This is a genomic window from Microbacterium sp. SS28, assembly GCF_022761035.1.
Lineage (GTDB): Bacteria > Actinomycetota > Actinomycetes > Actinomycetales > Microbacteriaceae > Microbacterium.
Map to the genome: position 1 here is coordinate 135,256 of NZ_JAKWJP010000001.1, position 22,230 is coordinate 157,485.

General features: G+C 72.6%; 16 protein-coding genes. 9 read left to right on the top strand and 7 right to left on the bottom strand.

Annotation, left to right across the window (positions count from 1 at the left end; all coding sequences use genetic code 11):
* Positions 1 to 16: 16 nt before the first annotated feature.
* Together MJ607_RS00625 and hemE are read right to left on the bottom strand one after the other, a co-directional pair.
* Positions 17 to 1,273: an NAD(P)/FAD-dependent oxidoreductase gene (locus tag MJ607_RS00625; protein WP_243073611.1), complete on the bottom strand. Its 1,257-nt coding sequence runs from the start codon at positions 1,271 to 1,273 to the stop codon at positions 17 to 19.
* On the bottom strand, positions 1,263 to 2,333 hold the full coding sequence (gene hemE / locus MJ607_RS00630; RefSeq protein ID WP_243073612.1) for a uroporphyrinogen decarboxylase: 1,071 nt from the start codon (positions 2,331 to 2,333) through the stop codon (positions 1,263 to 1,265). Before hemE ends, MJ607_RS00625 begins: the two co-directional genes overlap by 11 nt.
* A 22-nt stretch (positions 2,334 to 2,355) precedes the next feature.
* On the opposite strand from hemE, the gene MJ607_RS00635 reads away from it, so the two are divergent.
* Positions 2,356 to 3,588, top strand: a complete 1,233-nt coding sequence (locus tag MJ607_RS00635; protein WP_243073613.1) for a glutamyl-tRNA reductase — start codon at positions 2,356 to 2,358, stop codon at positions 3,586 to 3,588.
* A gap of 176 nt (positions 3,589 to 3,764) precedes the next feature.
* Here the strand turns inward: MJ607_RS00635 and MJ607_RS00640 are convergent, their stop codons facing one another.
* Positions 3,765 to 5,621 (bottom strand): thioredoxin domain-containing protein, encoded by a 1,857-nt coding sequence (locus tag MJ607_RS00640; RefSeq protein WP_243073614.1) that lies wholly within the window; start codon positions 5,619 to 5,621, stop codon positions 3,765 to 3,767.
* An 84-nt stretch (positions 5,622 to 5,705) separates the two neighbouring features.
* Between MJ607_RS00640 and hrpA the strand changes: the two genes are divergently transcribed.
* The 3 genes from hrpA to MJ607_RS00655 all read left to right on the top strand — a co-directional run bounded on the left by hrpA (position 5,706) and on the right by MJ607_RS00655 (position 11,655).
* A complete protein-coding gene (gene hrpA / locus MJ607_RS00645; RefSeq protein ID WP_243073615.1) occupies positions 5,706 to 9,731 on the top strand; it encodes an ATP-dependent RNA helicase HrpA in 4,026 nt (1,341 codons plus the stop codon).
* A gap of 95 nt (positions 9,732 to 9,826) precedes the next feature.
* Positions 9,827 to 10,657, top strand: coding sequence for a nitroreductase family protein (locus tag MJ607_RS00650; RefSeq protein ID WP_243073616.1), 831 nt, complete (start codon positions 9,827 to 9,829; stop codon positions 10,655 to 10,657).
* A gap of 56 nt (positions 10,658 to 10,713) precedes the next feature.
* Complete coding sequence (locus tag MJ607_RS00655) at positions 10,714 to 11,655, top strand: NADP-dependent oxidoreductase (RefSeq protein ID WP_243073617.1); 942 nt, start codon at positions 10,714 to 10,716, stop codon at positions 11,653 to 11,655.
* On the opposite strand, the gene MJ607_RS00660 is transcribed toward MJ607_RS00655, so the two are convergent.
* The gene (locus MJ607_RS00660; RefSeq protein ID WP_243073618.1) at positions 11,652 to 12,491 is read right to left on the bottom strand and encodes a sulfurtransferase; all 840 of its coding nucleotides are present in this window, start codon (positions 12,489 to 12,491) and stop codon (positions 11,652 to 11,654) included. The genes MJ607_RS00655 and MJ607_RS00660 overlap by 4 nt on opposite strands.
* Before the next feature lie 80 nt (positions 12,492 to 12,571).
* Between MJ607_RS00660 and MJ607_RS00665 the strand changes: the two genes are divergently transcribed.
* Genes MJ607_RS00665 through MJ607_RS00675 form a run of 3 tightly spaced genes read left to right on the top strand, consistent with a single transcriptional unit; the run spans position 12,572 to position 15,941 of the window.
* Positions 12,572 to 13,933: an O-acetylhomoserine aminocarboxypropyltransferase/cysteine synthase family protein gene (locus tag MJ607_RS00665; RefSeq protein ID WP_243073619.1), complete on the top strand. Its 1,362-nt coding sequence runs from the start codon at positions 12,572 to 12,574 to the stop codon at positions 13,931 to 13,933.
* Between the two features lie 33 nt (positions 13,934 to 13,966).
* Positions 13,967 to 14,965 (top strand): Gfo/Idh/MocA family protein, encoded by a 999-nt coding sequence (locus MJ607_RS00670; RefSeq protein ID WP_243073620.1) that lies wholly within the window; start codon positions 13,967 to 13,969, stop codon positions 14,963 to 14,965.
* 1 nt (position 14,966) lies between these two features.
* Entirely contained in the window at positions 14,967 to 15,941 is a 975-nt protein-coding gene (locus MJ607_RS00675) for an NYN domain-containing protein (protein ID WP_243073621.1), read from the top strand.
* Between the two features lie 98 nt (positions 15,942 to 16,039).
* Here MJ607_RS00675 and MJ607_RS00680 read toward each other — a convergent pair whose 3' ends face one another.
* Complete coding sequence (locus MJ607_RS00680) at positions 16,040 to 17,476, bottom strand: CitMHS family transporter (protein WP_243074493.1); 1,437 nt, start codon at positions 17,474 to 17,476, stop codon at positions 16,040 to 16,042.
* Between the two features lie 247 nt (positions 17,477 to 17,723).
* Here MJ607_RS00680 and MJ607_RS00685 point away from each other — a divergent pair, with 247 nt between their 5' ends.
* Both MJ607_RS00685 and MJ607_RS00690 read left to right on the top strand, forming a co-directional pair.
* Positions 17,724 to 19,361, top strand: a complete 1,638-nt coding sequence (locus MJ607_RS00685) for a sensor histidine kinase (protein ID WP_243073622.1) — start codon at positions 17,724 to 17,726, stop codon at positions 19,359 to 19,361.
* Positions 19,358 to 20,005: a response regulator gene (locus MJ607_RS00690; RefSeq protein ID WP_243073623.1), complete on the top strand. Its 648-nt coding sequence runs from the start codon at positions 19,358 to 19,360 to the stop codon at positions 20,003 to 20,005. The genes MJ607_RS00685 and MJ607_RS00690 overlap by 4 nt, the downstream gene beginning before the upstream one ends.
* Before the next feature lie 12 nt (positions 20,006 to 20,017).
* Here MJ607_RS00690 and MJ607_RS00695 read toward each other — a convergent pair whose 3' ends face one another.
* Together MJ607_RS00695 and MJ607_RS00700 are read right to left on the bottom strand one after the other, a co-directional pair.
* Positions 20,018 to 20,836 (bottom strand): alpha/beta fold hydrolase, encoded by an 819-nt coding sequence (locus MJ607_RS00695; protein ID WP_243073624.1) that lies wholly within the window; start codon positions 20,834 to 20,836, stop codon positions 20,018 to 20,020.
* A gap of 5 nt (positions 20,837 to 20,841) precedes the next feature.
* Entirely contained in the window at positions 20,842 to 22,227 is a 1,386-nt protein-coding gene (locus MJ607_RS00700) for an FAD-binding oxidoreductase (RefSeq protein WP_243073625.1), read from the bottom strand.
* Positions 22,228 to 22,230: the final 3 nt, after the last annotated feature.

Sequence of the window (22,230 nt, forward strand, 5' to 3'; positions counted from 1 at the left end):
CTTCCATCCTCGCCCCTCAGGACGGGCCCCGGCCAATCCGTGACGACGCCGAGACATCCCGCGCGACGCGATCCGCGTGCGGCACGACCGACGCGAGCCCCGTTCCGGCGACTGTCTCCCCGACCGCGAGGATGTCGTCGAGGCCCGCCGCGATCCCGCGCGTCCAGGTGTGCACGGTCGCGTCGGCGAGGGAGCCGAGCAGAGTGCCCAGCAGGATGCCTGCATCCCGCGTCGCCGTCTCGACCACGTCGTGCGGAGTGCCGTCGTACGAGAGCCGCAGCGCGTGGCGGCCGGGGAGGGCCTCGGCGATCCAGTCCCATTTCGCCGTCAGGTGCGTGAGGGCCCGCGCCGTGACGCCCGGCGCCTCCGCCGACACGAGGACGCCCGTGCCGCGCGGCGCCGCGTCGAGCGCGGGCGCGTCGACGACGAGCGTCACGAGCGTCACGGTGCGCGGGGCCGCCGCATCGGGCGCCCCGGACGCGCGCACGACGAGCCCCGAGCGGTGCCGGCCCGCGACGACGACGCCGTCCGGCCGCACGTCCTCGACGCGGGCGCCGAGCTCGATCGTGACCCCGAGGCGCGCGCAATCCGCCGCGAGGGCGTCGACGAGGCGGAACATGCCGCCCCGGATCCCCGCGACCTGCGAGCCGGCCGGAGCCGCCGCGTGCAGGGCGCGCACGGCCGCCGCGAGCGAACCGCGCTCGCGCAGCTCTTCGCGCAGCCGCGGATGAGCCCGCTCGACGGGCAGGTCGTCGGGCGTGCTCGAGTGCACGCCGCGGACGATCGGCGCGACGAGGCCGTCGACCACCGCGGCGCCCATGCGCGCGCGGACGAGGGCGCCGAGGGATGCGGCATCCGCCCCCTCCTCGGCAGGGAGCACGGCGTCGAGGCTCGCGCGCTCCGCCGCCTCGCGACCGATCGCGCGCACGACGTCGGGGGCGAGCGGATCTCCCGGGATGCCGAGCAGCCCCGTCGCGGGCAGCGGCACGGCGCTGCCGTCGGCGCGGTGCAGCCAGGCGGGAGTCTGCCGCGGGGTCACGATGTCTTCCGCGAGCCCCAGTTCGGCGAGGAGGGCCGCGACGGCTCCGCCCCTGGTCGCGAACGACTCCGCCGCGGCGTCGAGGTCGACGCCGGCGACGCGCTGGCGGGCGACCTGGCCGCCCAGCGAGCCGGACTGCTCGAGAACCGTGACAGTCAGGCCCTCGAGGGCGAGGCGCCGCGCGGCCACGAGGCCGCCGACGCCGCCCCCGATGACGATCGCGTCAGAGGGCATGCACGAGGTCGACGATGCGCGTGAGGACCGCCGGGTCCGTCTCGGGCGGCACGCCGTGCCCGAGATTCACGATGTGCGCCGGGAGCGACCGACCCCGCTCGACGACGTCGCGCACGTGCGCGTCGAGGATCGGCCACGGCGCGGCCAGAAGGGCGGGATCGATGTTGCCCTGCAGCGGGAACCGCCCGCCGAGGCGTGCGTCGGCCTCGTCGAGGGGAAGGCGCCAGTCGATCCCGATGACGTCGGCGCCCAGCCCCGGGAGCAGGTCGAGCATGTCGCCCATGCCGAGGCCGAAGTGGATCTTGGGCACGTCGAAGCCGCGCAGGCCGTCGAACGCGCGGTGCGAATGCGGGGCGGCGCGCCGCTGATAGTCGTTGCGCGACAGCGACCCCGCCCACGAGTCGAACAGCTGCACGACGCTCGCGCCGGCCTCGACCTGCGCGCGCAGGAAGGCGCCCGTGACATCGGCGCACCAGTTGAGCAGAGCCGCCCACGTGTGCGGGTCGGTCCGCATGAGCGCGCGGGCGCGCAGCTGATCCTTCGACGGACCGCCCTCGATGAGGTAGCTCGCGAGCGTGTACGGCGCACCTCCGAAGCCGACGAGCGGCGTCGTGCCGAGCTCCGCCACGACCAGGCGCACCGCCTCGGAGATCGGCTCGAGCGCGTCGGCCTCGAGGGGACGCAGATTCAGCACGTCGGATGCCGTGCGGATCGGCGAATCCAGCACGGGGCCGCGCCCCGGGACGATGCGCACGTCCACCCCGGCGAGCAGCACGGGCACGACGATGTCGCTGAAGAACACCGCGGCGTCGACGCCGTGTCGGCGCACGGGCTGCAGCGTGATCTCGGCCGCGAGAGCGGGATCGAGGCACGCGTCGAGCATCTCGGTGCCGGCGCGACTCGCCCGGTATTCCGGGAGCGAGCGGCCCGCTTGCCGCATGAACCAGACGGGCAGTGACTCGGGCCGATCCCCGCGCGCAGCACGCACGAGAGGGGCGTCCGACGTGCGGCCGTCGAGAAGAGGATGGGTGGAGGGCAGGGCGCTCAGAGGCGATGGCACCCTTCCAGGCTAAACTCGACGCGTGCTGTTCTGCCTGACGGCGAACCACCGGAACACCGGGTTCGACGTCCTCGACCGGATCTCGAGGGCTGCTGACTCGACCGGCGCCGACGTCCTCGCTGCCCACGGATTCGTGCGCGGCGCCGTTGTGCTGGCCACGTGCAACCGCTTCGAGACGTACCTCGAGCTCGACGAACCCGTCACCGGCGGCGTCGTCCTGGCGCGCGAAGCCGTGCTCGAGGCGGTCGCCGCGACGACGGGGACGGATGCCGAGGCCCTGCGTGAGTCGGCGGTCGTGCTGAGCGGCGACGACGTCGTGCGCCATCTGTTCGCCGTGAGCTCGGGCCTCGAGTCGATGGTCGTCGGCGAAGAGGAGATCAGCGGCCAGGTGCAGCGCGCATTGCGCGCCGCCCGCGAGGCCGGGACGAGCAGCACGGAGCTCGAGCAGGCGTTCCAGCGCGCGGCGCGCGCGACGCGCGACGTGCGTGCGAAGGCCGACCTCGCCGCCGCGGGACGCTCACTCGCACGCCTGGCCCTCGACCTCGCCGACTCGCGTGTCACCGACTGGGCGACGGTGCCCGTGCTGCTCGTCGGCACGGGGCACTACGCCGCGACGACGATCGCCGCTCTTCAGGCGCGCGGTGCCGACGACGTCCGCGTGTACTCCGCCACGGGGCGCGCCGACAACTTCGCCGCCCGCTACGGCGTGCGCGCCGAGCACGACCTGCGCGAGGCGATCCGCGCAGCGCAGATCGTCCTGACGTGCACGGCGCGCTACACGGTGGGCCCGCAGGACATCCCCGACGAGCGTCCGCGGCTCATCTTCGACCTCGGGCTCCCCCGCAACGTCGAACCCGCCGTCGGAGCGATTCCCGGGGTCGAGCTGCTCGACCTCGAGCTGATCGGCCGGCACGCGGCCCTCGCCGAGCTCGGCGCCGGCGCGCACGAGGTCGTCGGCTCGGCCGTCGCGACCTTCCACGCCGAGCGCGCCGCCGCGCCCGCGATCGTCGCGTGGCGCACGCACGTCGCGTCGGTGCTCGACAGCGAGCTCGGGCGACTTCGCGAGGACGACGACCGCACGGCGGCCGCGCTGCGGCACCTCGCGGGCGTGCTCTCCCACGGCCCGACCGTCCGCGCGCGCGAGTTCGCCGCCGAAGGACGCCTCGACGAGTTCGAGCGCGCGCTCGAGACGGTGTTCGGCGTCGAGATCGCCGCGCGGCTCTCGGCCGTCGACGACGAGCGCGCCGCCGGCTGACCGCCGCCGGTGCCTCCCGCCCGGCGCGTCTCGCATGCGCGTCGGTGACAGCATCCGATTCTGGCGAGTCGCCGAAACGTGCGAGCCGCACCCGCCGATTCTGGCGAGTCGCCAGAATGTGCGAGCCGCACCCGCCGATTCTGGCGAGTCGCCAGAATGCGCGAGCCGCGCCCGCGTCAGGGCACGAGATCCGCGGGGTCGGTCACGGGCAGGCGGCACACGAAGTCGCGGCAGTCGTACGCCGTCGCGCGGCCGTTGCGGAGGCTCTTGCCGGCGAACAGTCCGAATCCCGCGTCAGCCCACGCCGCGGCCTGCTCCGGCGTGACGACGGCGACGACGTCGGCGGGCAGCGCGCGAGCGGCGGTCGCGAACGCGTCGACCCGGTCCTCCGCGATCACCACCACCTGACGGGGCGCGCTCGCGAGGAGCGCCGCGACGCGGAGGAGCGCCGAGTGCGCGAGCGGCTGCGCCAGCGCCGCCTCGGCGTGCTCCGCGACGAGCCGCTCCGCGAGCTCACGATCGCCGCCCTCGCCACCGAGCATCCAGATGGTCGCGGCGGCTCCCGCGATCGCCGCGACACCTGAGGGCTCGTCGCCGTCGGTCGCGGCATCCGGAGCCATGACACCGCTCGCCGCCAGCACAGGGTCGGTGCCGGCCGGCGCTCGCAGCGAGCCGTCGGGCGACACGGCTGCCTGTACGAGGTGCCGCGCCCGCTGGGCGTACGAGACCTCACCGGTCGCGACGGCGAGGGCGAGCAGTCCCTCGGCGAGCTGGCCGTGGTCGGCGACCGTCGCGGGCGCGGCGGAGGCAGCGCCGTCGAGCGAGGCGCGGCGCAGCACTCCGTCGGCCGAGACGTTCGTGGTGAGCACCGCGTCGGCGGCCCGCCGCGCCGCGTCGATCCAGGACGGCTCCTTGAGGCGAGCCCCACCGCGGGCGAGTGCGCCGATGGCGAGCCCGTTCCACCCCGTCACGACCTTGCCGTCGACGGCGGGCGGGGCGAGGTCGGACCGCGCCGCGGCATCCCGCAGGTAATACCCGCCCTCGCTCCGTGCGCCGTCGATCCACGACTCGGAGTCCTGCGCGGCGCCGAAGCCGCCGTCGGCCCGCTGCAGCACCTCCCGCAGGAACCGCACGACCCCGCGCGCCGTCGCCTCGTCGCCCGCCTCGAGGGCGACGTCGAGCAGCTGCGCGTTGTCGGTCAGCATGCGCTCGTAGTGCGGCACGCTCCAGTCGCGCCGGGTCGCGTAGCGGAAGAACCCGCCCTCCACCGCGTCCCTCAACTCGGACCCGGCCATCGCCGCGAGCGCGCGCTCAGCGACGGTGGATGTCTGGGGAGCGGCTTCGCGCACGAGCCGCGTCTGCAGCAGCCGCAGCGACGTCGCGACGGGGAACTTGGGCGCGCCCGGGTCGCCGCCCCAGAAACCGCCGTATTCGGGGTCCTCGCGCGCGGCCAGGGCGCGCGCGGCATCGACGAGGGCTGCGGCATCCGGAAGCGCACCCGCATCCGTGGCGGAGGTCCGCACATCCGCGAGCGCCTGCGCGATCGCTTCGGCCGTCCCCTCGGCGGCCTCGCGGCGCTCGGTCCACGCCTCGTGGACGGCGTCGAGGACCTGCCCGAACGACGGCATGCCGACGCGCGGGGCGGGCGGGAAGTAGGTTCCGGCGTAGAAGGGCCCGCCGTCGGGTGTCGTGAAGATGCTCAGCGGCCAGCCGAGGTTCTGCGTGAACGCGGCGGCCGCGGCCATGTACGCCGCGTCGACCTCGGGATGCTCCTCGCGGTCGACCTTGATCGCGACGAACCGGTCATTGAGGGTCGCGGCCAGCGCGGGATCCTCGAACGACTCCCGCGCCATCACGTGGCACCAGTGGCACGTCGAATAGCCGATCGAGACGAACACCGGCACGTCGCGCCGCCGCGCCTCAGCGAAGGCCTCTTCGCCCCACACGCGCCACTCCACGGGGTTGCCGGCGTGCGCGCGCAGATAGGGACTCGCGGATGCCGCAAGCCCCGCATTCTCGACGGGACCCGTCATCCGGCCAGCCTAGAACGTGGGGCATGCGCCGAGCGCGGAGTCCGCCGCCTGCGATCACCCGCTCGCGCCATACGATGGAGGGCTATGCCCGCGCCCGAACCCGTCATCGTCTACCCGCCCGAGCTGCCCGTCAGCGCCGCGCGGGACGAGATCGCGCGCGCCATCCGTGACAACCAGGTCGTCATCGTCGCGGGTGCGACAGGCTCGGGCAAGACGACGCAGCTCCCCAAGATCTGCCTCGAACTCGGCCGCACGAGCATCGCGCACACGCAGCCTCGCCGCATCGCGGCCCGGTCGATCGCCGAGCGCATCGCCGAGGAGCTCGAGGTCCCCCTCGGCTCGACCGTCGGCTACAGGGTCCGCTTCACCGACAAGGTCTCGGCCGACACACGCATCGCGCTCATGACCGACGGCATCCTGCTCAACGAGATCCATCGCGACCGCCTCCTCCGGCGGTACGACACGATCATCGTCGACGAGGCGCACGAGCGGTCGCTCAACGTCGACTTCCTGCTCGGCTACCTGACCCGCATCCTGCCGAAGCGTCCCGATCTCAAGGTCATCATCACTTCCGCGACGATCGATCCGCAGAGCTTCGCGAAGCACTTCGGCGCCTCGACGGGCTCGGCGACCGAGAAGACCCCCGCCCCGATCATCGAGGTCTCCGGCCGCACCTACCCCGTCGAGATCCGCTATCGGGGCGTGGAGGCGGCGGCCGGCGCCGAATCGGACGACGTCGACGGCATCACGGCCGCCCTGCGCGAACTCGATCGCGAGCCGGCGGGCGACGTGCTCGTGTTCCTTCCGGGCGAGGCCGAGATCCGGGATGCCATGGATGCCGTCCGCGGCATGTACGCGAAGGATGCCGCACCCACGGAGGTCCTCCCCCTCTACGGGCGGCTGAGCTCGGCCGAGCAGCACCGCGTCTTCGAGCGCTCGACGGTCGCGGGCGTGCGGCGGCGCGTCATCCTCGCGACGAACGTCGCCGAGACGAGCCTCACGGTTCCCGGCATCCGGTACGTCGTCGACACGGGGACGGCGCGCATCTCGCGCTACAGCAACCGCACGAAGATCCAGCAGCTGCCGATCGAGGCGATCTCGCAGGCATCGGCGCAGCAGCGCTCGGGACGCGCGGGTCGCACGGCGCCGGGCATCGCGATCCGGCTGTACTCCGAGGACGACTTCGAGCGGCGCGAGGAGTTCACCGAGCCCGAGATCCTCCGCACGAGCCTCGCCTCCGTCATCCTCCAGATGCTGTCGCTCGGGTTCGGCGACATCTCGGAGTTCCCCTTCCTCACGCCGCCCGACTCCCGCGGCGTCAGAGCCGCCTTCGACCTGCTCGTCGAGCTCGGCGCCGTCACAGAAACCCGACCGGGCGCCGATCGCGGCGAGCCGAGGCGCGGCCCGCGCCTCACCGACCTGGGGCGCGAGATCTCGCGCCTGCCGATCGACCCGCGCTTCGCGCGCATGCTCATCCAGGCTCGGGAGGCCGGCGTCGTTCGCGACATGCTTGCGATCGTCGCCGGCATGTCGATCCAGGACGTCCGCGAGCGTCCGGAGGAGCGCCGCGAGGAGGCCGACCGGTTCCACGCGCGGTTCGCCGACCCGACGAGCGACTTCCTGACGCTCCTGAATCTGTGGAATCACCTGCAGGAGAAGCAGGGTGAGCTCGGCTCGAGCGCCTTCCGCCGCCTGTGCCGCACCGAGCACCTCAACTACGTCCGCGTGCGCGAGTGGTTCGACGTGCATCGCCAGCTCGCCGCGATCATGGGGAGGCCCAAGACGGCCCGGTCCTCAGAATCTCGGTCATCGAGTAGCGGCGAAGCCGCGTATCGAGATGCTGAGGCGATCCACAAGGCGATCCTGTCCGGGCTGCTGTCGCACCTCGGGATCCTCGACGAGCGACGGTCCGGTCAGGCGCCTGCGAAGGGCGGACGGCCCGGCGCTGCCGCGAAGACCCGCCCGTCCGCGGAGTACCTCGGGGCCCGCGGCACGCGGTTCGCGATCTTCCCCGGCTCGGGGCTCCGCAAGAAGTCCCCGCCCGCCGTCATGGCGGCCGAACTCGTCGAGACCTCGCGCCTGTTCGCCCGCACCGTCGCCGCCGTCGACACGGCCTGGGCGGAAGAGCTCGCGGGCGACCTCGCCAAGCGCTCGCTGAGCGAGCCGCACTGGTCGAAGTCGGCAGGGGCGGCATCCGCTTACGAGAAGGTGACGCTCTTCGGAGTCGAGATCATTCCGCGGCGACGCGTCCAGCTCGCCCGCTTCGACCGGCCGTTCGCCCGTGAGCTGTTCGTTCGTCACGCGCTCGTCGAGGGCGATTGGGATGTCGCGACCCTCGACACCCGCCTCACGGCCTTCGAGCGCCGCAACCTCGAGCTGCGCCGCCGCCTCGAGAAGATCGAGGAGCGCGAGCGACGCCGCGACATCCTCGCGGGCGACGAGGCCGTCTACGCCTTCTACGATGCGCGCATCCCCCGGGATGTCTTCGACGCCCGCTCGTTCGAGTCGTGGTGGCGGGATGCTTCCTCCCGCACGCCGCGACTGCTCGACATGACCGAGGCCGACCTCGCGGGCGACGTGCGCCGCAGCGACGAGCGGGACTTCCCTGCGCGCTGGCGGCAGGGCGATCAGGTGCTCTCGCTCGCCTACCGGTTCGAGCCCGGCGCACCCGACGACGGCGTCACGGCGGTCGTGCCGCTCGCGCTGCTCGCGCAGCTGCGCCCCGACGGCTTCGACTGGCAGGTGCCGGGCATGCGCGACGAGCTCATCGCGGCGCTCATCCGCTCGCTGCCCAAGGCGATCCGCCGGCACGTCGTGCCCGCCGCGGATTGGGCCGCCAAGCTCGCGGAGGAGATCGGCGATCAGGGACCCGAGTCCCACGACGGCCTGCCGTCGATGGGTCTGCGGGAGGCCCTCGCTGCGCGCATCCAGCGCGTCGCGAACCAGCCGGTCACGGCGGCGGACTTCGAGCTCGAGCGCGTGCCGGGTCATCTTCAGGTGTCGTTCCGCGCCCTCGACGAACGCGGGCGCGCCGCCGGTGCGAGTCGCGATCTCGCGGAGCTGCAGGAGCGCCTGTCGGGCCGGGCCCGGAACGCCGTCTCGCGGTCGCTGTCCGCGGCAGAGCGCGCGCCTCGCGCGTCGAGTGAGCGTGGCGAGACGAAACGCCTCGGACCTGCGTCGAATCCCGGCTCGGGCCCCCGCCCGCCGGGCGCGCCCGGCGGTCCGACCCGCACGAGCGCCTTCGCCGAGCAGACCGGCCTGACGGAGTGGACTTTCGGCGACCTGCCGGACGTCGTCGACACGAAGGTCGCGGGCGGCGTCGTGCGCGGCTATCCCGCGATCATCGACGAGGGGGCGAGCGTCGCGCTCCGCATCGAGACGACTCCCGAGGCCGCCGCCGCGGCGACGCGGGCAGGAGTCCGCCGTCTCGTCCTGCTCGCCGTCGCCTCCCCTGCGACGTATGTGCTCGACCACCTGACATCGCCCGAGAAGCTCGCGCTCGCGGCATCCCCCTACCCCTCCGCGAAGGCGCTCATCGAGGACGCGCGCATCGCCGTGGCGGACGCCGTCATCGCGCGCACCGCCCCCGGCGGAGTCCGCACGCGCGCCGCCTTCGAGGCTGTGCGCGACGGGCTCTCGGCCGTCGTCGTCGACGAGGTCTTCGAGACCGTGTCGCTCGCGGCGCGGATCCTGACGGCCGCCCGCGACGTCGAGCGCGCGCTGCGAGACCAGAACTCGCTCACGCTGCTCGGCGCGCTCGGCGACGTCAAGACGCACGTCGCGGGCCTCGTGTTCCCCGGATTCGTCTCGCGCACGGGCACCGCCCGGCTCGCGCACCTTCCCCGCTATCTGCGCGGCGACCTCGACCGCGTGCGGGCCCTCGCCGACAATCCGGGCAGGGACAGGCAGCGGATGACGGAGTTCGAGCGGGCCGCGGCGGTGTACGCCGAAGCGGGAGGCGTCATCCCGTCGCCCGCCGACGCACCCGCTTCGCTGGCGCACGTGCGCTGGCTGCTCGAGGAGTACCGCGTGAGCCTTTTCGCGCAGTCGCTCGGAACCGCCGAGCCCGTGTCGATGCAGCGCATCCAGAAGACGCTGCGCGGCTCCTGACCCGGCGCGTAACAGCTCGTCACCCTCCGTAACGACGAAACGTCGCGGTCCTGCGCACCCCTAGCGTGAAGCACACGGATGAAGGGGGACGACGGATGACGAACATCACGGCGACAGCCGAACCGGGCACGGCGGCACGATACGGCGCAGGCGCGGAGGCGCCCGCGATCCTCGATGACGAGCGGGGCGTCATCCCGCTCCTGCTCGCGCACCGCTCGGTGCGCGCCTTCGCTGCGACGCCCCTCGATGAGGACGTCGTGCCGACGCTCGTCGCCGCCGCACAGTCGGCCTCGACGTCGTCGAACCTGCAGACCTGGAGCGTCGTCACGGTCTCCGACGCGGGGCACAAGGACCGCATCGCGACGCTCGCGGGCGACCAGGACTTCATCCGCGAGGCTCCGCTCTTCCTCGTCTTCGTCGCCGACTGGGCGCGCGGCCGATCGATCGCGGCCGATGCGGGAGCCGGCAGTGAAGGCATCGACTTCCTCGACAGCACGCTCGTCGCCGTCATCGACGCCGCGATCGCGGCGCAGAACGCCGTCGTGGCGGCCGAGGCGCTGGGCCTCGGCGCCGTGTACGTCGGCGCCGTCCGCAACAGCCCCGGAGAACTCTCCGACGTGCTCGGACTTCCGCGCGGGTCGTTCCCCGCCGTCGGTGTCGCGATCGGGCACCCGCGCGCCGACGTCCGAACCGCCGTCAAGCCGCGCCTGCCGCAGTCCGTCGTCCGTCACAGCGAGACGTATCGCGCCGCGGAGTCCGCCGAGATCGCCGCGTACGACGACACGCTCCGCGAGTACAACACGTCGCAGGGCCGCCCGCGCGCGTGGACGGATGCCGTCGTGGAGCGCGTGCGCAGCGCCGACGCGCTGCACGGCCGCGACCTCCTTCGCGGCATCCTGTACTCGCGCGGTCTCGCCTCGCGCTGACCAGCGACCCGGATCCCGCCGGAATAGTCCGCAGACCACAGGAGGTTGGGCCCGACATGACCCACGCGATCGTCTACTCGCAGTTCGGAGGGCCCGAGGTCCTCACCCTGGCCGAGGTTCCCGCGGCCGAGCCCGCCGCCGGCGAGCTCGGCGTCCGCGTCGAGGCGGCGGGCGTCAATCCGATCGACTGGAAGGTGCGCTCGGGACTGCGTCCGAGCGGCGCACTCACCGAGCCTCGACGCGTGGGCGGCGATCTGGGCGGCGTCGTGACAGCCGTCGGCCCCGGCGTGGACGGCTTCCGCGTGGGCGATCCGGTCGCCGTCTTCGGCGTGCAGGGCGGGTACGCGACGGACGTCGTCGTGCCGGCCGGGAAGGCGCACGTGCGGCCCGGAGGCGTCTCCGCGGCCGAGGCGGCAGGGCTCGGCATCCCGGGGGGCACGGCGTATCAGGCGGTCCGCTCGCTGAGCGTCGGCCCGGGCGACACGCTCCTCGTGCACGGCGGCTCGGGCGCCGTCGGCCAGGCCATCATCCAGTTCGCGATCCTGTGGGGCGCGACCGTCGTCGCGACGTCGTCCGAGCGGCGCTTCGACCGCCTGCGCGAGCTCGGGGCCATTCCCGTCGCCTACGGCGAAGGACTCGCGGACCGCGTGCGCGCCGCGGCCCCCGACGGCGTCACGGTCATCATCGACGCCGCCGGCACCGATGAGGCGCTCGAGACCTCGATCGAGCTGCTCGCCGACAAGAGCCGTATCGCGACGATCGTGCGGGGTCGGGATGCCGCGGCGCTCGGCATCCGCGCGTTCGGGGGCGGCAGTCCCGAGGCGCTCACGCCGCAGCAGCTCGCGTGGCGTGCCGAAGCGGTGCCCGTCGCTCTCAACCTCATCGCAGCCGGGGCGTTCTCGATCGAGCTCGGTCCGTCGTTCCCGCTCGCCGAGGCGGGTCAGGCCCACCAGGTCGTGCAGGACGGCGTCGACGGCAAGGTCGTGCTGCTCCCCTAGCGCGCAGGCCCCGTCGCCACGGGGCGGCCGGGCGTGTTCGACCACTGGCTCCACGAACCGGGATACACGGTGACGGCGATGCCGGCGACCGCCCCCGCGAGGGCCGTGTGCGCCGCCGTGAGGCCCGACCCGCAGTAGGCGGCGACAGGCGTGTCGTCGGTCGCGCCGACGGCGGCGAAGGCCTCGCGCAGGGCGCCCTGCTCGGCGAACCCGTCTCCGACGAGCAGCGCTCCCGCCGGCAGGTTGACTGCACCGGGGATGTGGCCGGCGACGGGGTCGTACGGCTCGGTCTCGCCGCGGTAGCGCTCGGGCGCCCGCGCGTCCAGCAGCACGCCGTGCTCGGGCCAGGCCGCAGCCTCGTCGATCGTCGCCACGTCGGCGCGCAGCTCGGTCAGCGTGATCGAGCCGCGCCGCGGCACCGTGTGGCCCGCCTCGAGCGGCAGGCCCGCGGCCGTCCACGCCGACAGCCCGCCGTCCAGCACGCGCACGTCGGCGACGCCCGAGCCGCGCAAGAGCCACCATGCCCGTGCTGCAGCGACGGAACGGTAGTCGTCGTACACGACGACGGCATCGCCGTCGTCGAGGCCCCAACCCCGCGCGGCATCCTGCAGCACGTCTCGGGACGGAAGCGGATGCCGTCCCTCGGACGGGGCGCCGTGCGTCGAGAGCTCGCTTTCCATGTCGACGAACACGGCGCCGGGCAGGTGTCCCGCGAGGTACTCGGCCCGCCCGTCCGGGCGCTCGAGGCGATACCGCACATCGAGGATCCGGATGCGGTCGCCCGCCTCGAGGCGGGCTCGCAGGTCGTCGACGGAAATGAGTGGGGTTGCGTGCATATCGGAATCCTCACACGCGCGGCTGCAACAGTTCGCAACACCGGAATACGCAATCGGGGCGCACCCGCGACAATTGACGAATGTCTTCCTCCCCCCGCCGCCAGGGCTTCGCCACGGCCCAGGTGCAGGCCGGGTACGACCCGGGTCTTGCGCAGAACACCGCCGTCGCGCCGATCTACCAGTCGTCCGCCTACCAGTTCGCCTCGCTCGCCGACGCCCGCGACCTCTTCGCGCTGCGCAAGCCCGGCAACATCTACAGCCGCAACGCCAACCCGACGCAGCTCGTCTTCGAAGAGCGCGTCGCCGCGCTCGAGGGCGGACGCGCGGCCGCCGCCGTCGCCTCGGGGCAGGCGGCCGTCGCCGTGACGCTCCTGGCCCTCGCGAAGTCCGGCGAGCACATCGTCGCGGGGCGGCAGATCTACGGCGGCACGGTCGACCTGCTGCAGGACACCTTCGCCGACTGGGGCATCGACGTCACGTTCGTCGATCAGGACGACATCGAGGCGTGGCGCGCCGCCGTCCGCCCCGAGACCCGCGCGCTGTTCGGCGAATCGATCACCAATCCGCTCGCGCAGGTGCTCGACATCCGCGCCGTCGCCGACGTCGCGCACGAGGCCGGCGTGCCGCTCGTGATCGACAACACCGTGGCGACGCCCGCGCTCATCCGGCCGGGCGAGTACGGCGCCGACTTCGTCGTCCACTCGGCCACGAAGTACCTCGGCGGCCACGGCACGTCGCTCGGCGGGGTCGTCGTCGACCTCGGCACGTTCGACTTCGGCGCCGAGCCCGAGCGCTGGCCCCAGCTGACGCAGCCCTACGCCCGCGTGCGCGATCTCGTGCTGTGGGACCACTTCGGCGCCGAGGGCTTCGCGTTCGTCGCGCTCGTCAAGTCGAAGTACGTGCACGACCTCGGCCCCTCGATCTCGCCCTTCAACGCCTTCCAGCTGCTGCAGGGCATCGAGACCCTCGAGCTGCGCATGGCGCGGCACAGCGCCTCCGCGCTCACGGTCGCGCAGTTCCTCGCCAGCCACCCCGCCGTCGCGAAGGTGCACCACCCGCTGCTGTCCACCTCGCCGTGGCACGACCTGGCCCTGCGCTACGCGCCCGACGGCGCGGCATCCGTCTTCGCCTTCGACCTCGTCTCGACGGGTGACCCCGAGGACGACTGGGAGAAGGTGCAGTCCTTCGTCGACTCGCTCGAGGTCGTGCGGCTCGTCGCCAACATCGGCGACGCGCGCAGCCTCGTCGCGCACCCCGCGTCGATGACCCACAGCCACCTCACCGAGGAGCAGTTCGCCGAGGCGGGCATCACGGGGACGACGATCCGGCTCTCGATCGGCCTCGAGGACCCGGCCGACATCGTGGCCGATCTCGCGCGCTCGCTCGACCTCGTGACGGACGTCGTCGCCGAAGCGGAGCAGGCACTCACCCAGGCGCACTGAGCGCGGCGCGAGCGCGCTCGCTACGCTCGGGGCATGACCTCTCCCGACCCCTCCGGCCTGCGCTGGGGCATTCTGGCAACCGGCGGCATCGCGCACGCCTTCACGAAAGACCTGCGCACCGCGGGGCTCGACATCGCCGCCGTCGGCTCGCGCCGTGCGGAGGCCGCGCGCGCCTTCGCCGACGAGTACGGGATCCCGCACGCGCACGGCTCGTACGAGGAGCTGGTCTCGGACCCCGACGTCGACATCGTCTACATCGCGACGCCGCACCCTTCCCACGCCGAGAACGCGATCCTCGCGCTCGAGCACGGCAAGCACGTGCTCGTCGAGAAGCCGTTCACGCTGACGGGCGCCGAAGCAGCCCGCGTGCGCGACGTCGCGGCCGAGCGCGGTCTGCTCGCGATGGAAGCCATGTGGACGCGGTACCTCCCCCACATGATCCGCATCCGCGAGCTCGTCGCCTCGGGCGCGCTCGGCGAGGTGCGCGGGCTCTTCGCCGACCACACGCAGAGGCTCCCCACCGACCCCGCGCATCGACTCAATGCGATCGAGCTCGGCGGCGGCGCACTCCTCGACCTGGGCATCTACCCGGTGTCGTTCGCGTGGGACATCCTCGGCGCCCCCGTCTCGATCACGGCATCCGCCCGACTCATCGAGACCGGCGTCGACAGCGAGGTCGCGACGATCTTCACCCACGCGAGCGGCGCCGTCTCGACGACGCTGTCGGCCGCGCGCTCCGCGGGACCGAACACGGCGCACATCATCGGCACGGAGGCCCGCATCGACATCGACCGCGTCTGGTACTCGCCGACGTCGTTCCGGCTCATCGCTCCGGACGGCACGGTGCTCGAGGACTACGTCTCGCATAACGAGGGCCGGGGCATGCAGTTCCAGGCGCTCGCGGCCGAGGGGTACATCGCGGCTGGACAGTCCGACAGCGACATCCTGCCGATCGAGGAGACTGTCGCGATCATGGAGTCCCTCGACGAGGTGCGCCGCCTCATCGGCGTGCGCTACCCGCAGGAGTCCTGACATGCCCGAATCGACACCGCGGGTCGCGGTCTACCTCGACTTCGACAACATCGTGATGTCCTGGTACGACCGCGTGCACGGACGCAACTCGTACTCGCGCGACCGCCAGCGCATCGCCGAGCAGACGACAGACCCCGAGATCGCGCAGCGGCTCACGGCCGCGACCGTCGACGTCGGCGCGATCATCGACTACGCAGCATCCTTCGGCACCCTCGTTCTGACGCGGGCGTACGCCGACTGGTCCTCGCCCGTCAACGCCGTGTACCGCAGCCAGCTCGTCGCGCGCGCTGTCGACCTCGTGCAGCTGTTCCCGGCCGCCGCGTACGCCAAGAACGGCGCCGACATCCGGCTCGCCGTCGACGCCGTCGAGGACATGTTCCGGCTGCCCGATCTCACGCACGTCGTGATCGTCGCGGGCGACAGCGACTACGTGCCGCTCGCGCAGCGCTGCAAGCGCCTGGGTCGTTTCGTCGTAGGCGTCGGCGTCGCGGGATCGACCGCGAAGTCGCTCGCCGCCGCGTGCGACCAGTTCGACTCGTACGACTCGCTTCCAGGCGTCACGGTCCCCACGAGACCCAAGGCAGCCGCGGCGGCGGTTTCGACCGTGACGGCGCCCGCGCCGCCGACCGGCACTCCGACGACGGAGGCCGCGCCGACGGGGCGACGCCGGAAGAAGCCGCCGGAGGAGCCGATCGCCGAACCTGCCGACGATCAGCCCGAAGAGCCGACCGAAGAGCAGCTCGAAGGCACCTCCGCCGTGCTGCTGGACCGGGCCCTGCGCCTCGAGAACGTCCGTACCGATGAGGAGTGGCTACACCTGTCGGCAGTCAAGAACCTGCTCAAGCGCATGGACCCGTCGTTCAGCGAGAAGGCGCTCGGCCACCGGTCGTTCTCGGACTTCGTGAAGGCGCATCCGGATGTCGCCGAGATCGACGAGTCGACGAACATCGTGCGTGTGCGGCTCGTCGGCCGCTGACGCCGACCGCCTACGTACGACCGCCTACGTACGACCGCTGACGATGCGACGCAGCCCCGAGGCGAGTGCCTCGGGGCTGCGTCGTGCCGGGTGAGCGGTCAGGCCGCGAACGGAATAGCCCCCACGAGCACGCCGACCGCGAGCATCACGAGCGACACGACCGTCGCGCGCCACAGGACCTTCTTGTGGTGGTCGCCGAGGTTGACGCTCGCGAGCGAGACGAGCAGCAGGATCGCCGGGACGAGCGGGCTCTGCAGGTGCACGGGCTGGCCCGTGATCGAGGCGCGCGCCATCTCGACGGGCTCGATGCCGTACGCCGATGCGCTCTCGGCGAGGATCGGGAGGATCCCGTAGTAGAACGCGTCGTTGGACATGAAGAACGTGAACGGGATCGACAGGATGCCCGTGATGACCGCGAGCGAGGGGCCGAGGGATGCCGGGATCACCGTCGTGATCCACGACGCCATGGCGTCGACCATGCCCGTGCCGTTCAGGACGCCGACGAGCACGCCGGCGGCGAGGACCATCGAGACGACGCCGACGATGCTCGGCGCGTGTGCGACGATCTCGTCCGCCTGGCCCTTGATCTTCGGGAAGTTGACGACGAGCGCGACGGCGGCACCGACCATGAAGACGTAGGGCAGCGGGAAGATGTCGAGGATGAGCAGCACCATGAGCCCGACGGTCAGCGCGAGGTTGAACCAGATGAGCTTGGGCCGCAGCGTGGGGCGACGGGGGTCGAGGACCGTGTCGGCCATCGCGGTGTCGGCGGCGTCGACGAGGTCGGCCGCGAGGACCGCGGTGCGCGCACCCGCGACCGTCACGAGGTTGCCCGTCCGCAGCGACGCGCGGGCGCCCGGCTTGGGGTCGGCGCCGCGGAAGATGCGGGGCGCCGAGAACCCGCGCCATCCGCCGGCCTCGGCGTCGATGCGCGTCGTGTCGACGAGCCCGAGCCGACGGCGCTCGGCAAGTCCCAGCATCCATGCGAACGTCAGCGACACGATGAGACCGGCTGCGAGCGAGGGCAGCATCGGCACGAAGATGTCGGTCGGCTCGAGGCCGAGCGCCGTCGCGGCGCGGACCGTGGGACCGCCCCACGGCACGATGTTGAGCGTGCCGTTCATGAGTCCCGCGACGCACGTCAGGACGACGGGGCTCATGCCGAGACGCAGGTAGATGGGCAGCATCGCGGACGTCGTGATGATGAACGTCGTCGACCCGTCGCCGTCGAGCGAGACGGCGCCGGCCAGCAGCGCCGTGCCGAGCACGACCTTGGCGGGGTCATTGCCGAGCAGCCGTGTGATGAAGCGGATGAGCGGATCGAAGAGCCCGACGTCGATCATGATGCCGAAGTACATGATCGCGAACATGAGCAGCGCTGCCGTCGGCGCCATGTTGCCGATCGCGTCGATGATCATGTCGCCGAGGCCGAGTCCGGCGCCCGCGAAGAGGCCGAAGATCGTCGGCACGAGGATGAGCGCGACCATGGGTGTGAGCCGCCGCGTCATGATGAGGGCCATGAACGTGAGGATCATCGTGAAGCCGAGGGCGACGAGGATCCCCTCGGAGGGCACGAAGGCGACGGAGTATGCCTCCTCCGCGGAGGCCGCCGCCTGAAGAGCTGTCACTTGCATCTCGACTCCTTCGTCTTCCACACCCACGTGGTGTGCGATTCGAGATGGTAGGCAGGGCCTGCCGCGCCGCGCGCGCTATCTCGCATTGCCGTGCGTTCTGCGCGTAGCGTTGGTTCAGCGCATTCTGCTCATGGACGGAGGTGGTGCCGTGCGATTCGCGACGCGGGTGCTCATACTCCAGCTCGCGACGGTGGCCGCCGTCGTCGCGGTGTGCACGGCGGTCTTCGTGGTCCTCGGCATCCAGCAGCTGCGCGAGGAATCCGAGGCGTCCGCGCTCAACATCGCGCGCACCGTGGCCGAGGACCCCGACGTGCGCCGCCTGGTCGCCGAATTCTCCGCGGACCCCGGGACACCGGATGCCGCCGACCTCCGCGGCGGCGACCTGCAGGTCATCGCGGCCGCCGTGAGCGCCCGTACCGACGCCCTGTTCGTCGTGATCGCCGATGACCACGGCATCCGGCTCGCGCATCCCAACCAGGACCTGCTCGGAGAGCAGGTGAGCACGCCGTTCGAGGACGTGCTGCGGGGCGAGGAGGTCGTCGACTGGGAGCGCGGCACGCTGGGCGAGTCCGCCCGCGCCAAGGTGCCGGTCTACGCCCCCGATGCCGCCGACGAGGCCCCCGTGGGCGAGGTCAGCGTCGGCTTCGAGCGGGCGAGCGTCTTCGACGACCTCCCCGCGCTCCTCGGAGGAATCGCGATCGCCGCCGCGGCGGCCCTCGGGATCGGCGCGCTCGCCGCGCTGCTCATCCGTCGCCGCTGGGAGCGCCTCACGCTCGGCCTGCAGCCCGAGGAGCTCGTGGGCCTCGTGCAGAACCAGGCCGCCGTCCTCGACGGCGTGGGCGACGGCGTCGTCGCGCTCGATGCGGCGGGCGTCGTCCGCGTCTGCAACGCGTCGGCGGCACGGATGCTGGGCCTCGACGATCCCGTCGGCCGACGCCTCGACGAGCTCGACGTGCCGCAGGACGTGCTCGCCGTCGTCTCGGAGCGGACGCCCCGCGACGGCATCCTGGTCGGAGACCGCGTGCTGTATCTCGATGCGCACCCCGTCCTCCGAGACGGGCAGTCGCTCGGCGACGTGCTCATCGTGCGAGACCGCACCGACCTCGTCGCGCTCGCGGAGCGGCTCGAGACCGTCCGCGCCATGACGAGCGCGCTGCGGGTGCAGCGCCACGAGTTCGCCAACCGGCTCCATGTCGCGACGGGCCTCATCGACGCGCAGCGGCCCGGCGAGGCGCGCGCGTTCCTCGCCGAGCAGCTCGGCCGCGGCCCGGTCGACTTCCCCGTCGAGGGACTCGAGCGCATCGCCGACCCGCTCCTGCAGTCCTTCGTGGGCGCCAAGGCGATCGAGGCGAGCGAGCGCGGCGTCGAGCTGCACATCGCCGACGACACGTTGCTGCACGGCACGCTCGCAGCGGCGGAGGACGTCGCGGCCGTCGTCGGGAACCTGCTCGACAACGCGATCACCGCCGCCGTGCGCGGAGAGCCGCCCCGCGTCGTCGAGCTCGCACTGCTCGACGACGGCGCCGAGCTCGTCGCGACGGTCGCCGACTCGGGTCCCGGCATCGCCGAGGGGGTCGAGGTCTTCGCGGCGCCCGGCGCCGTCGCGGACAGCGCGCCCGACCGCGTGCACGGGCACGGCATCGGGCTGCGGCTCGCGCGCGAGCTCGCGCGCCGGCGCGGCGGCGACGTGTGGATCATCGAGCGCACGCGTACCGAGGGCGGCGCGGTCTTCGGCGCGCGACTGCCCGGCGTCATGCGCGCGACGAAGGAGGACGTGACACCATGACCACCGGCATCCGTGTGCTCGTCGTCGACGACGACTTCCGCGTCGCGGGACTGCACCGCGACATCGTCGACGCGCGTCCGGGATTCACGGCGCTGGAGCCGGTCGGGACCGTCTCGCGGGCGCGGGTGGCCGTGCGCGACGAGCGCCCCGACCTCGTCCTCGTCGACGCGTACCTGCCCGACGGCGACGGGATCGAGCTCGTGCGCGCGCTCGACGTCGACGCTGTCGTCCTGTCGGCCGCGAGCGACGCCGCGACGCTGCGCCGCGCGTTGCGGGCGGGTGCGCTCGCCTACCTCATCAAGCCCTTCGAGTCGCGGGCACTCGCCGACCTGCTCGACCGCTACGCGCGCTACCGCAATCTCATGCAGGGCGGAGAGGTGCTCGTGCAGGAGGACCTCGATCGGGCGCTGTCGATCCTGCACGGCAGCGAAGCGCCGTCCCTCTCGCGGACGGCGACGGAGCAGCTCATCCTCGAGTCGCTCGACGGCGAGGGCGCGTCCGCATCCGAGGTGGCCGACCGCTCCGGCGTGTCGCGCGCGACGGCGCAGCGCCACCTCGCGGCGCTCGCGGCGCGGGGCGTCATCGAGGTGCGCCTGCGCTACGGGACGACGGGCCGTCCCGAGCACCGCTACCTCCGCCGCTGACGCGTCCCGCCGTCAGCCGCGCGGCGGGGCGACCTCGGCGAGGAAGCCGAGCAGCGCGGTGTTGAACGCCTTGGGCTGCTCGATGTTGGCGGCGTGCCCGTCGTTCGGGATGACGACGAACCGCCCGTGCGGTGCGAGCGCAGCGGATGTCGCGGCATGGGCGCTCGGCCAGAACTCGCTCTCGGCGCCTGCCACGAAGAGCACCGGCACGTCGGTGCCGGCGATCACGGGTCGCCAGTCTGCCTTCGCGTGGTCGGCGAGCAGCGTGAGCTCGCCGGGCGTGAGTTCGCGCTCGGCGCCCTTCATCGCGCGCAGGAGCCGCACGAGGCGCATGCCGCGCTTCGCGATGGGCGTGCCCTTGCCTGTGTCGGGGATGCTCTCGGCGAAGTAAGTGTCGACGTTGGACGCGTCGTAGCCGTAGAACCCGAGCGGCCACTCGGACGTGTTGAGCATCTTCGGCGTCTGGTCGACGATCGCGACGGCGCTGACCCGCGCCGCGCCGGTCTGCCCGAGGTACGACCAGATCGTGTTGCCGCCCATCGAGCCGCCCACGAGCACGACATCGTGCAGATCGAGGCCGTCGAGCACCTCGCGCACATCCGCCCCGCGCCGCGCCATGTCGACACCCGACGCGGGTCGCTCGGCGGCACCATGGCCGCGCAGGTCCACGACGAGCACGCGGTATCCCGCCTTCGCGAGGGGTTCGACCTGGTACAGCCAGCTCGTCCCCGCGGCCTTGAAGCCCGCGAGCAGCACGACGGGTCGCCCTGACGGATCGCCGTGCTCCGTGTACTCGAGGCGGACGCCGTCGTCCGTCGTCAGGGATGCCATCGTGCTCATGCTCCGTTCGGGAAGGCTTTGCCGGGGTTCAGGATGCCGCGCGGATCGAACGCGCGCTTGATCGCCGCGTGCAGGTCCAGCACGACGGGGCTCAGCTCCTCCGCCGCGCCGGGGAGCTTGAGGAGGCCGACGCCGTGCTCCCCCGTCACCGTGCCACCGAGGGCGCGGCAGTCCTCGACGATGCGGTCGAACGCGCGCTTGGCCCGCCGCTTCGCGTCGTCGTCGCCCTCCGGCGCGATGATGAGCGGATGCAGGTTGCCGTCGCCGGCGTGGGCGATGTTCGCGATCACGACGCCCTCGTCGGCCGCCGCGCGCTCGATGCGGGCGAGCATCTCCGGCACCGCCGCACGAGGGACGCACACGTCCTCCGTGAGCACGGGACCGAGTCTCTCGAGCGCCGGATACGCGAGCCGCCGGGCTGCGAACAGCCGCGCGATCTCGTCGGGATCCGTCGCACGCTCGACCTGCGCTCCCCCGGCCTCGAGGAAAATGTCCTCGATCCGCTGAGCGAGCTCCTCGCCCCGCGCCCCCGGCTCGTCGACCTTCGAGAGCAGGAGCGCCTGGGCCCCCTCCGGCAGCTGCCAGCCCTGCCACTGCGCGACGGCATCGAGGCACGTGCGGTCGATGAGCTCGAGCGCCGACGGGATGATGCCGGCCGCCGACACGGCGGCGACGGCCCGTCCGGCAGCCGGCAGCGAACCGAAGTAGCCGACGATCGCGCGCTCCTCGCGGCCGCCGAGAGGCAGCAGCCGGAGGGTCGCCTCGACGACGACGCCGAGGGTGCCTTCGGAACCGACGAGCAGGCCAGTGAGGTCGTAGCCGGTCACTCCCTTGGCGGTCGTGCGGCCGACCGTCGCGACGCGGCCGTCGGCGAGGACAGCCGTGAGCCCGAGCACGTAGTCGCGCGTCACGCCGTACTTGACGCAGCAGATGCCGCCCGCGTTGGTCGCGACGTTGCCGCCGATCGTCGAGATCGACTGGCTCGCGGGGTCGGGTGGGTACCACAGCCCGACCTCGGCGACGTGTCGCCGCAGGTCGTCGTTGAGCACGCCGGCCTGCACGACGGCGTAGCGCTCGTCCACGTCGACGCGGACGATGGCGTCCATGCGCTCGAGCGAGAGGACGAGGCATCCGCTCATCGCGTTCGCCCCGCCCGACAGACCCGTTCCCGCACCGCGCGGCACGACGGGCGCGCCGTGGGCCGCCGCGATGCGCATCGTCTGCACGACGTCCTGCGTCGAGGTGGCGAACACGACGGCCGCGGGCAGCGCGTAGTCGGCCCACTCGGCATCGTCGTGGCTGCAGCGTTCGAGGGTTTCGGGATCGGTGTCGACGCATCCTTCGGGAAGGGCGGCGATCAGTTCTTCGACAACGTCGTCCATGGC

Bases quoted from the DNA above. Each gene is read 5' to 3' on its own strand.
- MJ607_RS00625 (WP_243073611.1), bottom strand. From the start codon at position 1,273: ATGCCCTCTGACGCGATCGTCATCGGGGGCGGCGTCGGCGGCCTCGTG.
- MJ607_RS00640 (WP_243073614.1), bottom strand. From the start codon at position 5,621: ATGACGGGTCCCGTCGAGAATGCGGGGCTTGCGGCATCCGCGAGTCCC.
- hrpA (WP_243073615.1), top strand. From the start codon at position 5,706: ATGCCCGCGCCCGAACCCGTCATCGTCTACCCGCCCGAGCTGCCCGTC.
- MJ607_RS00650 (WP_243073616.1), top strand. From the start codon at position 9,827: ATGACGAACATCACGGCGACAGCCGAACCGGGCACGGCGGCACGATAC.
- MJ607_RS00655 (WP_243073617.1), top strand. From the start codon at position 10,714: ATGACCCACGCGATCGTCTACTCGCAGTTCGGAGGGCCCGAGGTCCTC.
- MJ607_RS00660 (WP_243073618.1), bottom strand. From the start codon at position 12,491: ATGCACGCAACCCCACTCATTTCCGTCGACGACCTGCGAGCCCGCCTC.
- MJ607_RS00665 (WP_243073619.1), top strand. From the start codon at position 12,572: ATGTCTTCCTCCCCCCGCCGCCAGGGCTTCGCCACGGCCCAGGTGCAG.
- MJ607_RS00670 (WP_243073620.1), top strand. From the start codon at position 13,967: ATGACCTCTCCCGACCCCTCCGGCCTGCGCTGGGGCATTCTGGCAACC.
- MJ607_RS00675 (WP_243073621.1), top strand. From the start codon at position 14,967: ATGCCCGAATCGACACCGCGGGTCGCGGTCTACCTCGACTTCGACAAC.
- MJ607_RS00680 (WP_243074493.1), bottom strand. From the start codon at position 17,476: ATGATCCTCACGTTCATGGCCCTCATCATGACGCGGCGGCTCACACCC.
- MJ607_RS00690 (WP_243073623.1), top strand. From the start codon at position 19,358: ATGACCACCGGCATCCGTGTGCTCGTCGTCGACGACGACTTCCGCGTC.
- MJ607_RS00695 (WP_243073624.1), bottom strand. From the start codon at position 20,836: ATGGCATCCCTGACGACGGACGACGGCGTCCGCCTCGAGTACACGGAG.
- MJ607_RS00700 (WP_243073625.1), bottom strand. From the start codon at position 22,227: ATGGACGACGTTGTCGAAGAACTGATCGCCGCCCTTCCCGAAGGATGC.